The sequence below is a fragment of the Nitrospirales bacterium genome (assembly GCA_031315865.1).
In the GTDB taxonomy this organism is placed as follows: Bacteria; Nitrospirota; Nitrospiria; order Nitrospirales; family UBA8639; genus JAGQKC01.
The window spans coordinates 975,387-987,869 of record JALDRJ010000002.1; the positions used below are offsets into that span (position 1 = coordinate 975,387).

13 protein-coding genes are annotated in these 12,483 nt (G+C 51.7%); 2 read left to right on the top strand and 11 right to left on the bottom strand.

Features of this window, described 5'->3' with window-relative positions; all coding sequences use genetic code 11:
- Positions 1–538: 538 nt before the first annotated feature.
- On the top strand, positions 539–808 hold the full coding sequence (locus MRJ96_04510; GenBank protein MDR4500704.1) for a type II toxin-antitoxin system Phd/YefM family antitoxin: 270 nt from the start codon (positions 539–541) through the stop codon (positions 806–808).
- A gap of 82 nt (positions 809–890) precedes the next feature.
- On the opposite strand, the gene MRJ96_04515 is transcribed toward MRJ96_04510, so the two are convergent.
- From MRJ96_04515 to MRJ96_04540, 6 genes are read right to left on the bottom strand one after another with little or no spacing between them, the layout of a single operon-like run.
- Positions 891–1,394 (bottom strand): NUDIX hydrolase, encoded by a 504-nt coding sequence (locus tag MRJ96_04515; protein MDR4500705.1) that lies wholly within the window; start codon positions 1,392–1,394, stop codon positions 891–893.
- A 27-nt stretch (positions 1,395–1,421) separates the two neighbouring features.
- Positions 1,422–2,525, bottom strand: a complete 1,104-nt coding sequence (gene gcvT, locus MRJ96_04520) for a glycine cleavage system aminomethyltransferase GcvT (GenBank protein ID MDR4500706.1) — start codon at positions 2,523–2,525, stop codon at positions 1,422–1,424.
- Positions 2,526–2,552: 27 nt separating this feature from the next.
- Positions 2,553–2,975 (bottom strand): FKBP-type peptidyl-prolyl cis-trans isomerase, encoded by a 423-nt coding sequence (locus MRJ96_04525; protein ID MDR4500707.1) that lies wholly within the window; start codon positions 2,973–2,975, stop codon positions 2,553–2,555.
- A 49-nt stretch (positions 2,976–3,024) separates the two neighbouring features.
- Complete coding sequence (locus MRJ96_04530; GenBank protein ID MDR4500708.1) at positions 3,025–4,215, bottom strand: FIST C-terminal domain-containing protein; 1,191 nt, start codon at positions 4,213–4,215, stop codon at positions 3,025–3,027.
- A gap of 60 nt (positions 4,216–4,275) precedes the next feature.
- Positions 4,276–4,800, bottom strand: a complete 525-nt coding sequence (locus MRJ96_04535; protein ID MDR4500709.1) for a GNAT family N-acetyltransferase — start codon at positions 4,798–4,800, stop codon at positions 4,276–4,278.
- A gap of 25 nt (positions 4,801–4,825) precedes the next feature.
- Positions 4,826–5,452: a DUF502 domain-containing protein gene (locus tag MRJ96_04540; protein ID MDR4500710.1), complete on the bottom strand. Its 627-nt coding sequence runs from the start codon at positions 5,450–5,452 to the stop codon at positions 4,826–4,828.
- A gap of 155 nt (positions 5,453–5,607) precedes the next feature.
- Here MRJ96_04540 and MRJ96_04545 point away from each other — a divergent pair, with 155 nt between their 5' ends.
- On the top strand, positions 5,608–5,889 hold the full coding sequence (locus MRJ96_04545) for a hypothetical protein (protein MDR4500711.1): 282 nt from the start codon (positions 5,608–5,610) through the stop codon (positions 5,887–5,889).
- Positions 5,890–5,936: 47 nt separating this feature from the next.
- On the opposite strand, the gene MRJ96_04550 is transcribed toward MRJ96_04545, so the two are convergent.
- The 5 genes from MRJ96_04550 to MRJ96_04570 all read right to left on the bottom strand — a co-directional run bounded on the left by MRJ96_04550 (position 5,937) and on the right by MRJ96_04570 (position 12,367).
- The gene (locus MRJ96_04550) at positions 5,937–6,173 is read right to left on the bottom strand and encodes a hypothetical protein (GenBank protein ID MDR4500712.1); all 237 of its coding nucleotides are present in this window, start codon (positions 6,171–6,173) and stop codon (positions 5,937–5,939) included.
- An 80-nt stretch (positions 6,174–6,253) separates the two neighbouring features.
- Positions 6,254–6,622 (bottom strand): hypothetical protein, encoded by a 369-nt coding sequence (locus MRJ96_04555; protein ID MDR4500713.1) that lies wholly within the window; start codon positions 6,620–6,622, stop codon positions 6,254–6,256.
- 133 nt (positions 6,623–6,755) lie between these two features.
- Positions 6,756–7,148 (bottom strand): hypothetical protein, encoded by a 393-nt coding sequence (locus MRJ96_04560; protein ID MDR4500714.1) that lies wholly within the window; start codon positions 7,146–7,148, stop codon positions 6,756–6,758.
- A gap of 384 nt (positions 7,149–7,532) precedes the next feature.
- Entirely contained in the window at positions 7,533–8,822 is a 1,290-nt protein-coding gene (locus MRJ96_04565; protein ID MDR4500715.1) for a nitrate oxidoreductase subunit beta, read from the bottom strand.
- Between the two features lie 107 nt (positions 8,823–8,929).
- Entirely contained in the window at positions 8,930–12,367 is a 3,438-nt protein-coding gene (locus MRJ96_04570) for a molybdopterin-dependent oxidoreductase (protein MDR4500716.1), read from the bottom strand.
- Positions 12,368–12,483: the final 116 nt, after the last annotated feature.

A 12,483-nucleotide genomic window follows, 5' to 3' on the forward strand; every position in this document is an offset into this window, starting at 1 on the left:
AATGTGAAGGGCCCATGAATCGCATATTGAACTATTCATGCAAGGACCTTTAACCATCCCCCTGCCGCTAAATAATCGTCTTTTCATCACGGATTGTCCCCTTCTTAATCTCCGCAATGGCTTTTTCAAGCGGCCACTCAAGGATTTCGAGCACTTCTCCGATATCAAGCTGCTATTGTCCTATCTGTAGGTCCGTTACCTGATAAATGCGTAATTTTCATCCCTGTGGTCCATAAGTTGAGACATAAAACAATTCTGGCTATAATTTAGCCAGAGTGAATTACGAAATTATTTTGGCTCAGGAAGCGGTTGAAGATTTACACAAACTGACAGCATTCCGGCGAAAGATTATCAGGGAGGCACTTGAAACGCATTTGCGGAATGAGCCAACGAAGGTCAGTCGTAGTCGAGTTAAACGACTTCGCGGGATTTCCAAGCCGCAATATCGACTAAGAGTCGATGATACACGTGTCTTCTATGATGTCTCTGGTTCAACTGTTGAAATATTGGCGATCGTATCTAAATCGGAGGCAAACTCATGGCTAGCCCGATTCGGAAGTCACGGATAAAGGAAGTTCCCTTGTCTGAGGTAAAGGACGATTTGTCACGTCTGCTCCGGGAGGCAGAAAAGCAAGAAATCGTCATTACTCGTCATGGCAAACCGGCTGGAGTGTTAATCGGCTTCGAATCCGAAGATGATTGGTTTGATTACCGGCTTGAAAATGATCCACGATTTCTTCAGCGAGTGCAGACCGCACGAAAAAGCTTACGTGCTGGACACGGAGTCAAACTCGAGCATCTCAAGTGACCGTGTTTGACGACGACCTGCTTTCACCTTCGCCGTCAGAAAATGTCGTAGCGCGGCTAAGCGAGTCTTTCATTGATTTTTGTTAGAAAGCTAAAAACACCATCTGCAACCCGATGATCGTCTTCGCATCGCGAATCGTTCCATTTTTAATCTCCGCAATGGCTTTCTCAAGGGGCCAGTCCAATATCTCGAGCACTTCGTCCTGATCCAATTGCTGTTGCCCGATCTCTAAGTCCGTGGCCTTATAGATATGGATGACTTCGTCGGTGAATCCCGGCGCGGTAAAAATGCTCGTCAACAGCTCCAGGTTTCCTGGACGATACCCAATTTCTTCCTCGAGCTCACGAAACGCGCAATCGCGGGGATCTTCCCCGGCATTCAATTTTCCCGCCGGTATTTCATAGATAAATCCGTCTGCCGCATGTCTGAACTGCCGAATCAGTATGACATGCCCATCGTCCTTGATTGGCACAATCGCCGATGCGCCGGGATGGCGGATCATTTCTAAATCTGCCGTCGTTCCATTGGGAAGGGTGACGGTATCGACGTTGTAGGTAAGGAATTTTCCCGTATGGATGTGTTTCACGCTCATGGGCCGAAAAGATTAAAAGGATTAATTGGAAGGTGTTCGTTTATAAAAAGGGAGTTTGACGACGACCGCCGGAACCTTCTTGCCACGTATGTGAATGTCAAACCGCGTACCCTCTGCCGAATGCTGTGGCGTGACATACCCTAGGCCAATGCCTTTCTGAAGAATCGGCGACAAATTTCCACTGGTGACCTGTCCGATTTGTTCATGTTCCACAAAGATCCCCATATCATGCCGTGGGACGGCTTTTTCGAGCAGCTCGAACGCGACAAGACGTTTGGCCGGACCATCGTGTTTTTGCTGTTTGAGCACATCTGAACCAATAAATACTGGCTTTTCAAATCCAACAACCCATTCGGCACCCGCTTCCACCGGCGTGGTTTCTTCTGTCAGGTCGTTGCCGTATAGAAAGTAGCCCATATCGAGTCGCAAGAGGTCGCGCGCGCCAAGGCCTGCGGGCTTTAACCCATGTGACGCGCCAACTTCCATGATACGTTTCCACAAATCGACAGCTCGTTCCGCCGAGAGATAGAGCTCATACCCTAACTCGCCGGTATAGCCCGTCCTTGTGATCAGGACATTCCCATCGAAGATTCTGGCGTCCAAGCACCAGCGCGGCTTGAGGCTGTCGAGTGAGTCGTCATTCAAAAGCTCACCTAATATTGTTTTTGACGACGGGCCTTGCAAGGCCAATTGCGCCATGTGAGCAGAACAGTCCTGAAGATTAAAGGCACTGGGCCTGTTGGCTTTCTGTTCGGATAACCATTGGCTGATTTTCTCCCGGTTCGACGCATTCACACACAGAAGATAGGTATCCGAACCCGTGCGATACACAAAGACATCGTCTTTGATCCCACCGGAAGGATTACACACCATCGAATACTGCGCCTGCCTCACCGCCAGTTTACTCACATCATTCGTCGTTACGAATTGAAGAAACTCGAGAGCTCCTTTTCCCGAGAACTGCAAGCGCCCCATATGACTCACATCGAATAGCCCGGCTTGCCCCCGTATGGCATGATACTCGTCGATCACTCCTGAGTATTGGAGCGGCATTGACCAACCGGCGAAGTCCACCAATTTGGCGCCGCACGACTGATGCGTTTCGTAGAGCGGAGTTTTATTCATGGATTATGATGGTACACTTCTTTAATCCTATCGAACTTCGAGTAGCTCCACGTCAAAAACCAGAGTCGCATTGGGCGGGATCACTCCTCCCGCTCCATGTGCGCCGTACCCCAAATCTGGCGGAATGGTCAGCGTCCGCTTTCCCCCAACTTTCATCCCCGCCACACCTTCATCCCAGCCTTTAATGACGCGCCCGGCACCCAGTGGGAAGGAAAACGGATCATTTCGGTCTTTGGAACTGTCAAACTTTTTTCCGTCCGTTAACGTACCGGTATAATGGACGACGACTAGATCACCCTTGACCGCTTCTCGCCCGTCACCAACCACCACATCGACATACTGTAGACCGGAAGGCGTCGTGATAACTTTCCCTTCTTCAGCCTGAATGACGCCAAAGCTCAGGATTACGAAACTCGCGACACAACACCACATCAAGCTTGCTTTCAACATCGTTTCTCTCCTTTGATTCTAGATCATGTTACACATATGATGTATGGTTTCAATGTTCATGGCTGGCAGCTTCACAAAATAATGCCATGCTCGCTGTATAGCCATGGAGATAATTCTGTCCTCCCACGGGACCAATTTCTCCTCCCGCAAAAAATCCCGCGACCGGCAAGTCACCCATTTCATTCCGCAAGACGGTAATGTCATGGTGAGCGTCAGGAAATAATCGCTTCCCTCGACAATAGCAACTGAAGAGCAGCGCTCCCTTCGCAGCACTCTCACCATGCGTCTGACGAAAGTCCTGTAAGAGCTTTTTCAGTTCTTCATCGGCGGCCCTGGCATCACGAAGGTGAAACTGAAGCGTTTGCCCTTCACGGACCACATCGGAAATCGCGACGCCACCGGACTTCTCGTCCGCGCCCATTAAATCACGAATGAGGAAATCACCTCGCCCGAATTTTCCCATATACTCATTCATGAGAAGACCTACCTGAATCGACCGGGCTATGGACTGATCCCCTGCCTGACGTATCTCATGCATGATCGCTTTCAACCGCTCCAGCATCGAAGTCCCACCCAACTCATAGATAATGTTTCGATGGGCCTTCGTGATGACATATGGTTCGCCGATGGGCTGACACCCTTGCGAAACCACGGTGCGAAGAGTGATTTTTCCACTGAGAGCTACGCCGACAATTCCATCATCAAAAATTTCTTGATTGAGAATCAATCGATTTTCTCCACTGTCAGTTCCCCCGCTAGCAATCCCGCCGATGGCCAAGGTACCTGGACAACGCTGCGCAATCTCACTAAACATCTTGTCAATCGGAGTTGAAAATGGATCGGCAAAAAGGAAAAAATCGTGGCGCGATGCCTCGCATGCGAATGATTCCGGCCATCCGCGAAGGGAGACGCCGCCTTGTCCTTCATGAGCGACTAATCGAATGGGGAAAATCGTGACGTTAGGAAGGACAGCCGACCACAAGACGATGGCAGGCTGCTCCTCGAACTCTTCCGTCCCACCGATTACTCCATTGTTCATACACCCCAACAATACCTGAGGCGCTATGCGTTCTTGAATTCGCGCATGGAGAGTTTCCGCTTCTTCAGAGAAATAGGAAGAAAAAAAGAGAAAGGCCAGATGTGGACGATCATCCCCCAGTGAGCGAGACGTCGAATCATGGAGAGCTTCTATCGCCCGGTCTAGATCGGTTTCTGTTGAAATGGCTACATGACACTTCATAACGTGTTCGATTCAACCTCTTCAAACCGCAATGGATGACATGCTCTGTACCCTGACTGCTCAAGGAGTGTCTTTTGAGTCTACCAGTTTTGCGGACAGCACAAAGTCACGTTCTAAGAATCGATAGGACGTGGCGTGTAGACCCATTTTGGCATAGACAGTTTGCGCAAGAGCATTATTCTTTTCTACGTATAATCTTACCCCACAAACATCGGCCCGCGCCTGTGCCTGCGTCAGCACATAGCGATACAAAGCCCGAAAGATTCCTTGCTTTCTCCAATTCTGATGAACGTAGACACTTTGAATCCACCAGAAATTCCCATTGCGCCAATCGCTCCATTCATAAGTGATCAACAATTGCCCACCTAACACCGGATACGTCTGTTCTTGTGGAATCTCCCCTACGAGATAAAAACCGCGGGACGGATCTTCAAAAACTCCTTGGATTCCAGCCTCGAGAGTTTCTAAGTTGAGCGATCGCTCTTCTGTTTCTCGTGCCATCGCGGCGTTGAATTCAACAAGCAGAGGAATATCAGCCTGTACAGCACGTCTCACCACGATATCGTTGTATGAGTGAGCGGTCATAGACAAGGTGAATGCTGGACGGTCGTTAGGATGATATCCGAGGCGGAGGATTCAACCAGCCAGGCGACGGATGGTAGAGGCCAGCTGAAAACTCCAGCTTCATGGCTTCTTCTGGACGCAGTTGCACAAGGTGAAGTTTGTACTCGGGAATAAAGGCAAGGTAACCCGTAAAGGGATGTATGGCTGTTGGTACGAACACCATGATTAAGACACCCTCATGGGAAATTTGTAGCCATCTTGGCGCATACCCCATGATGAACCCTAATCCCCAAAGTCCCTCACGAGGAAACGGAAATACCGCGACTTTACTCTGACCGAAGCGTTCTCGGAAATTGATGACATCTGCCATCCCCTTCAAGATAGTATAGATGCTTCGGACTAACGGCACTTTTTCGACTGACTCCTCAATATGAGTATGGATACGATGTCCGACAAAATGCGTCATCCCAACACCCACGAACAGGACCAAGATCACAAATGACGCAATACCTGACCCTGGCACCTTTACATGAAACGCGGTCTGAAACACATCCACTGTCATGTGGTCCAGTGCATCGAACAAGGTGTAAAGAATTAAGAACGTTCCCCAGGCCGGAACGATGATAAATAAACCAGTCCAGAAGTATCGCTGAATTTGCGAAGAATACGTCATTGACAGGAAAGAGTCCTCATGCGCCCACTCTACCAGAAGACGAGATATTCTTCCTATAACAGAGCCTCAAATGATTGAGGCCCTGCCTTGTGCAAAGGTCAATAGAGTGATACATTTTTCCTTTATCCTTTTAGTGTACCGCAAAGGAGCAGACAATGGGAAAAACATCAGATTTGTCTAATAAAGGTTCAATCGATTCTAGCCTCTTAAGTATTCTCTGCTGTCCGGATACGAAACAACAGGTCACGATGGCAGATTCTCAACTGATTGAAGAAGTCAATTCAGGGATCGAAAAGGGTGAGATACTCAATAGGGCGGGCGGGCAAGTGAAGGAAAAACTTGACGGTGGAATTCTCCGGGAAGATAAGAAAGTACTCTATCCTATACGAGATCGCATTCCTATCATGCTCATCGAAGAGGCGATTGTGTTAAACTAACGCAGGCTCTCAGGTTTATCACTACCGTTTCCAAAACATTCGGATCTCTATTCAATGCTTTCCTCTCTGGTTTCACCTTTTACGATCCACCAGATTGACCGAATGAGTTGAACAACCACGTAGAGGGCAAGACTGACGATAATACCGTAGAACCCGGATGTCTGGGCAGGCCAAGATTCAGCATCATGAAGAACGAGGCCCAACGTCACATGCGCGCCGAGTCCAAGGCACAGCGCAAAGATGATCCATTCTCTGACAGCTTTCGTATTTTTCCGATCATCCATTTTCTAGCCAAATCCTGCGTAAGGCTTGTAGAGACCGGCATGGATCCCGCCGTATCATACATCGAATTTTCGTGATCTTCTTACACGGGGCTTTTACTGGACTCAATCCCGGTGGCGGTGATAAGACTGGTCAGATAATCGCTCACAAAGATGAGCGCTTCTTCCCGTCCATCTGCACGGCGCCCTTTTTCCCGGCGCTGAATAGAAAGTTCGTGTTCGAGGTCAGACTTCACATCTCCTAATAATTTTTGGAGCGAGGCTGTCGTGAGATTAACATCAACATCTTCTATTTCTTGACAACGGTCAAGCACCCAATTCAGACCTTCTACTCGCCCAAAGTATCGCTCTTGATCTGCCGTATCAATACGGCCCATACTACTCGCAAACGCTTGCCCCTCGTAAATGAGGTTATAAAAACTCGAAACAGCCTTGTGTAAAGTTGAATTCATCCCTGTTCTCCCACCTTAAACTGCCATACAATTAACCGATGATATCTTCACGCTCAAAAACCGATACCCTGTCATTACCAGCCATGCAATTCAGTAGCAACTGTCGGACACATTTCACGAATTACTCGCATGCTTATGTAAACAGCAGTGGGTGAAATTCGGCCATAAACCCATAATACAGCGGTGCAAAATGCTTTAAACTTTCCGGACTATTTTCCTTCAAGCGTTTAAAAAAGAACACTTGATGAGTGGGATCAAGTTGCTCCAAAAGTGCAGCCAACTTTGGCATGGCATAACTTGTCCCTGGAACACTTAAGACGTAATGAACTAAGCGTTCAACCCATTGCTGTGTCACATATTCGCTGACAAGATATTCTTTTGGAATTTTTCCTGAAACCAGAATCTCGTCAAAGCGAACGGCTTGAGCTGCAAAGGGAATATCAGCGTTACCTGGCACCGCTACCACTGTATTTATGCATGAATTGAAATGAACAGACAATCGCTTCAAATTACCATTGATTCCCAAAAATAGCTACCTATATTTCAGGTTTTTTAATGGAAAAAACTAGAAGGCGTTTCAGATGATTTTCATTGACAAAGTGAAAGGAGCATATTTTATACATGTTTTGACATTTTCCTACGAGTGTTCGTACAGAAATCAATCATGTTGCGACACCCCAATGTTTATACGGAATTCCACTAATTCAGTTCCTTTGGATTTACTGTGATCTAGTGAGAAAATTCTTAGAGTGAAAATTTCACACACATTGGAAATGCCAAATGCCATTGGGAAAGACATAGATAAGGATGGTGAACACAGAAATGAACATGAAACGACGCACGGCCGAGAGGGTTGCCCCCCTCGGCCGTGTCGCTACCGCTCTGGCCCCTCGTGGCCCAGACTGCGCTCCTACAACCAGTTGACCCGTTCGGCCGGCCGGATGTAGATCGGCTCCTCCACCTGCTGCCGCACCGCTTCCTTGCCCGACTTGTTGAACCCCAACACGGTGTCATTGTACATCTCAAACTTCTTCCCGTGAATCATGGTTTCAAACACTTTCGGACCCGGAATCACATCATAGCGGAACAGGATCTGCTGGCTCGCCCGCCACAACTGCAGCACCGCCAACAACTCCCGACTCGGCACCAGGTACTTCTCGATCGCATTATCCACCCCTGGCCCAAACATCTGCCGCGTATACCCTCGCGGCGCCTGTCGGGGCGGGATATAGTACCCGTTCGGCTCCGTCCCCCATTGCGGGTACAGCGGCAACGCCACCTGTTCCACCCGAATGGCATAGTACAACGGATTCCACCGGTCTTCCGCCCACAGCCCATCTTCCCCTACTTTCACCAGGCTCTGTAACCGGATCTTCCCCACACAGGCCGCCATACACCGCGTCTCCATCGGCTCGCCACCGGTCAACGGGTCTTTGCCCTCCACCCGCGGATAACACGCAATACACTTCTCCGTCACCCGCGTCGTCCCCCGGTACATCGGCTTCTTAAACGGGCACTGCTCCACACACTTCTTATACCCCCGGCACCGGTTCTGGTCGATCAACACGATCCCGTCTTCCGGCCGCTTGTAGATCGCCTTGCGCGGACACGCCGCCAAACACCCCGGGTACGTACAGTGGTTACAGATCCGTTGCAGGTAGAAGAAGTACGTCTCATGCTCCGGCAAACTGCTTCCCGTCATCTTCCACGGCTCTTCCTTCGTAAACCCCGTCTTATCCACGCCTTCCACGATCGCTCGCATCGACGTCGCCGTGTCTTCATAGATGTTCACAAACCGCCATTCCTGGTCCGTCGGAATATACCCGATCGCCGCTTGCCCAATCTTGGCGCCCGCGTCAAAGATCGTCATCCCTTCGAACACCCCGTACGGCGCATGGTGCTTCCGCCCCACCCGCACGTTCCACACCTGCCCCCCGGGGTTCACCTGCTCGATCAACTGCGTGATCTTCACGTCGTAGAACTGCGGATACCCCCCATACGGCTTCGTCTCCACGTTGTTCCACCACATGTACTCCTGCCCCTTCGAGAACAACCATGTCGACTTATCCGCCATCGAACACGTTTGACAGGCTAAACACCGATTAATATTAAACACAAAGGCAAATTGCCATTTCGGATGCCGCTCCTCATACGGATACAGCATCTTCCGTCCTAGGTGCCAATTATAAACCTCTGGCATAGTTCCCTCCGTTTCTTCTAATGAATTTCAGAATTCAAGGTTATCAAGTCGTTACCAACAATTCCTCAATGAGGCCCAGGAAAACCCTGGGCCTCATTTTCTTATTTTTACACCTTAATCTTAATATGGTCGCCTTTGAGCCATTTGATCATGAACTCATTTTCCTGACCCGGCGTAAACCCGGTCCGAACCGGCTCCCAGGGGCCCCGCCCCCCGATCCCGCCGTCTTCCGCCTTCGTGATCCGCATCAGACATTCTTTCGGGACCGTATTGATCGCATGGTTATCCACTTGATACCCGAATTTAAACTTCCACGCCACCGCATGTTTGCCCGGCAGCGAGTCCAACTGATGTATTGGCATCAACCAATCCCGTGTAAAGGACTGTTGCGCCCCATACCGGAAGTTCGACTGATACCCCGTATCCATCGCAATCGCCCGCCCATCCGGCCGCGTCTCATGCCCCTTCACCGACTTCGCCGTCGACACATAGGGCGCATGCTTCGCCATCGTCACATGGTACGGATACGCCGGGTTATACTTCGCCCGAATCATCAACCGCGCCACCTTGTAGTACGGGTCACTGGGCTTCCAGCCCCGGTACGGCCGATCCACCGGGTTCCCATCGACGTAGACATAGTCCCCGTCATTGATCCCCCGATCTTTCGCCGCCTGCGGGTTCATGTGCAACTGATGCTCCCCGACGCCCGGCGTCCGTTTATCCATCCGGTAGGGGTCCCCGAAGTTCGACTCATACATCTGCACCCAGTCGTTGACCGACCACTGACTGTGCACCCGATGCCGCGTCTTCGGCGTCACACAATAGAACTGATACCCTTTCTCCCACAACGGATTCGAGTACCGCTTGATCTCCTGCCACGGCAGCGCAATGTTCCGCACCGTCTTATCATCATGGTGCTGCGCCGTGATCGGGATCCCGTAGTCATCCGGCCGCACATACGGGTTCGTCGTCATGATCGCATTCGGCAAGTACGGCGTCGCTTCCGTCCCTTCCCGGTGCGAGATGAAGTTCTCCCCATACTCAATACACTCCGGCTCGATGCGGTAATTCTCATACCGCCCCGTCCGCGTCCACTGCGGCTTCGACTCGTTGGTCTCTTCCCAGAACGGATGCCGGGGGTACGTCCGACACATCACCATCCACCCCTTCTCCGACTTGAGCATCGTATCCACACTGTACCCATACCCCGTCGTACTGGCATCCAACAACCGCTGCAGATACACATCCACCCGGTTGTCGTACACAAACTTGAAGTAATCCCGGAACCGCCCATCCCCGGTCATCTCCGTCAACTTCGCGGCTACCCCGGCCACCGTATCCAGGTCATTCCGCGTGTCATACAAGGGCCGAATGCCCCCCTTCCACACTTGGAACCACGGATTCGACACCGTCGCCGTATGCTCCGGGTACGTAAACTCCATCCACGTATTCACCCCCATCGCCACATCGTTATGATTGACGTCCGAGGTCATCTCCACATCCTGCGTGACTAACGTCTCAATGTGCGGATCCACGTTCTTCACCATGTCATAGTGGTGCTTCGCGTTGTTCAACACGTTCACGTTGGCCACCCACCGGAACTTCGACGGCGTCGGCATATGCGTCTTCCCCGTAAACACCCGTCGTCCATACTTGGGCGTGTTCACGATCAACGCCGTATCCCCGTGGTTCCAATACCCCACTTCTTCGCCGTAGTAGTACCCTCGCACATGGATCTCTTTGCCATGCACGTTCGGGTCCGTCGTAATCTTAAACGGGTCTTCCCCGGTATGGGTCCCTAAGCCCCCGCCACCCCACGGGGTCGAGTTCCAGATCCCCGCTTTGTAGTTGCCGGCCCAGGTATGTTGGCCCGTCCCGAACTTCCCGACATTGCCCGTCACGATCAGCACCATCGCCGCACCCCGGGCAATAATCGTCTGATGGAAGTAGTGGTTCGTCCCTTCTCCGTTATGGATCGCATGGGGCTTAACCGTCCCAGCATCCCGCGCCCAGCGCACGATCAGGTCCTTCGGCGCCCGATTGATCTGATGCACCGTATCCAGATCATAATCCTGTAAATGCGCTTGATACATCTGGAAGATCGGCATCACATCCACTTCCCGCCCGCTCAGCAACTTCACCCGGTACGTCCCGGTCAGGGCCGATTCAATCCCACTGTTGCGATAGTGCCAGCCCACCAACTCCCGGTGAATCGGCACCGCTTGATTCTTGTTCGTATCCCACACCATGAACCCGCCTAACCGCGCGATCTCAGCCGGGCTCAGCGTCTGCACTTTCCCCGAATACGTCTGTGAGAAGTCCGGCATCTGATACCCTTTGATCACTTCCCGCGGGTCCAGGTACTGGAGCGTATCCGTCCGCACCAACAACGGCATGTCCGTGTAGGCCTGACAGAAGTCATAATCGTACATGTTCTCATCGAAGATGATCTTTAAGGCCCCCAGGAACAACGCCCCGTCTGTGGCCGGCCGGACCGGAATCCAGTAGTCCGCCCGATACGCCGTCGGGTTGTACTCCGGCGTGATTACCACCACGCGGGCCCCCCGCTCAATGCTCTCGAGCTTCCAGTGCGCCTCCGGCATCTTATTCTCCACGAAGTTCTTCCCCCAACTCGTGTTGAGCTTCGAGAACCGCATGTCGTTCATGTCCACATCGGAGCCCTGCACGCCGTTCCAGAACGGATGCGCCGGGTTTTGGTCCCCGTGCCACGTGTAGTTCGACCAATACCGGCCCCCTTGCGCCTGGTTCGGCTTCACCTTCCGCACCCACGTATCCAACAACGCCCCACAACCCCCGTTCATCCGCGTAATGCCCATCTTCCCAATCACGCCCAGGATCGGCATCCCCGCTCGGAACTTAAAGCACCGGATCGCCGAGCCCTTCGTCATCTCGATCATTTCCGGCGGATACCCTTGCTCCCGCATCCGGCGCGCCCCGGCTTCCCCACTGTACCGCTTCGCGATGATGATCATCGCTTTGGCGATGTAGGTAAACGCCGTATCCCAGCTCACCCGCAGCATATCATCCAGGTACCGCGCATTGAATTTATACATCGTCATCACGTCATTGGTGAATTCCGGACTCCCGGCATCCATCCACGCTTTCCACCCCCGGCGCATCAACGGCCCCTTCAGCCGATATGGGCCATACACCCGCCGATGCATCGTGTACCCCTTCAAACACATCCGCGGATTGTGCGCAAACGTCCCCCGGTTGCCGTATAAGTCTTCGTACGTCTGATGGTCGTAGTTCTGCTCCACCCGCATCACCACCCCGTTACGCACAAAGGCCCGAATCCGGCACGCATGCGTGTCGTTGGGTGAACAACACCACGTAAACGAGGAGTCATACCGATATTGGTCGTGATACACCCGCTCCCACGACCGGTCCGGGTACTCGCCCAGGGGGTTGCCCACTTCGACCACCGGCTGCAGCGCCGTCAAGGCCAACGCCTTGTCCGCTAACGCCACCGCCGCCACGGTCCCCGCGGAGACTTTTAAAAATTGCCGTCTGGAAAGAAACATTGCATGCACCTCCTAAAGTAATGACCGATCATTCGGCCAAATGATAATGCCTTCACCTAACAGCAACACTGAAAAACCTAGCACCTCCTTTGTAAATTTGTATTTATTTTCAATCA

Coding starts and splice junctions, on each gene's coding strand:
- MRJ96_04530 (MDR4500708.1), bottom strand. CDS start 4,215: ATGAAGTGTCATGTAGCCATTTCAACAGAAACCGATCTAGACCGGGCG.
- MRJ96_04525 (MDR4500707.1), bottom strand. CDS start 2,975: ATGTTGAAAGCAAGCTTGATGTGGTGTTGTGTCGCGAGTTTCGTAATC.
- gcvT (MDR4500706.1), bottom strand. CDS start 2,525: ATGAATAAAACTCCGCTCTACGAAACGCATCAGTCGTGCGGCGCCAAA.
- MRJ96_04555 (MDR4500713.1), bottom strand. CDS start 6,622: ATGAATTCAACTTTACACAAGGCTGTTTCGAGTTTTTATAACCTCATT.
- MRJ96_04540 (MDR4500710.1), bottom strand. CDS start 5,452: ATGACGTATTCTTCGCAAATTCAGCGATACTTCTGGACTGGTTTATTT.
- MRJ96_04535 (MDR4500709.1), bottom strand. CDS start 4,800: ATGACCGCTCACTCATACAACGATATCGTGGTGAGACGTGCTGTACAG.
- MRJ96_04550 (MDR4500712.1), bottom strand. CDS start 6,173: ATGGATGATCGGAAAAATACGAAAGCTGTCAGAGAATGGATCATCTTT.
- MRJ96_04570 (MDR4500716.1), bottom strand. CDS start 12,367: ATGTTTCTTTCCAGACGGCAATTTTTAAAAGTCTCCGCGGGGACCGTG.
- MRJ96_04565 (MDR4500715.1), bottom strand. CDS start 8,822: ATGCCAGAGGTTTATAATTGGCACCTAGGACGGAAGATGCTGTATCCG.
- MRJ96_04545 (MDR4500711.1), top strand. CDS start 5,608: ATGGGAAAAACATCAGATTTGTCTAATAAAGGTTCAATCGATTCTAGC.
- MRJ96_04510 (MDR4500704.1), top strand. CDS start 539: ATGGCTAGCCCGATTCGGAAGTCACGGATAAAGGAAGTTCCCTTGTCT.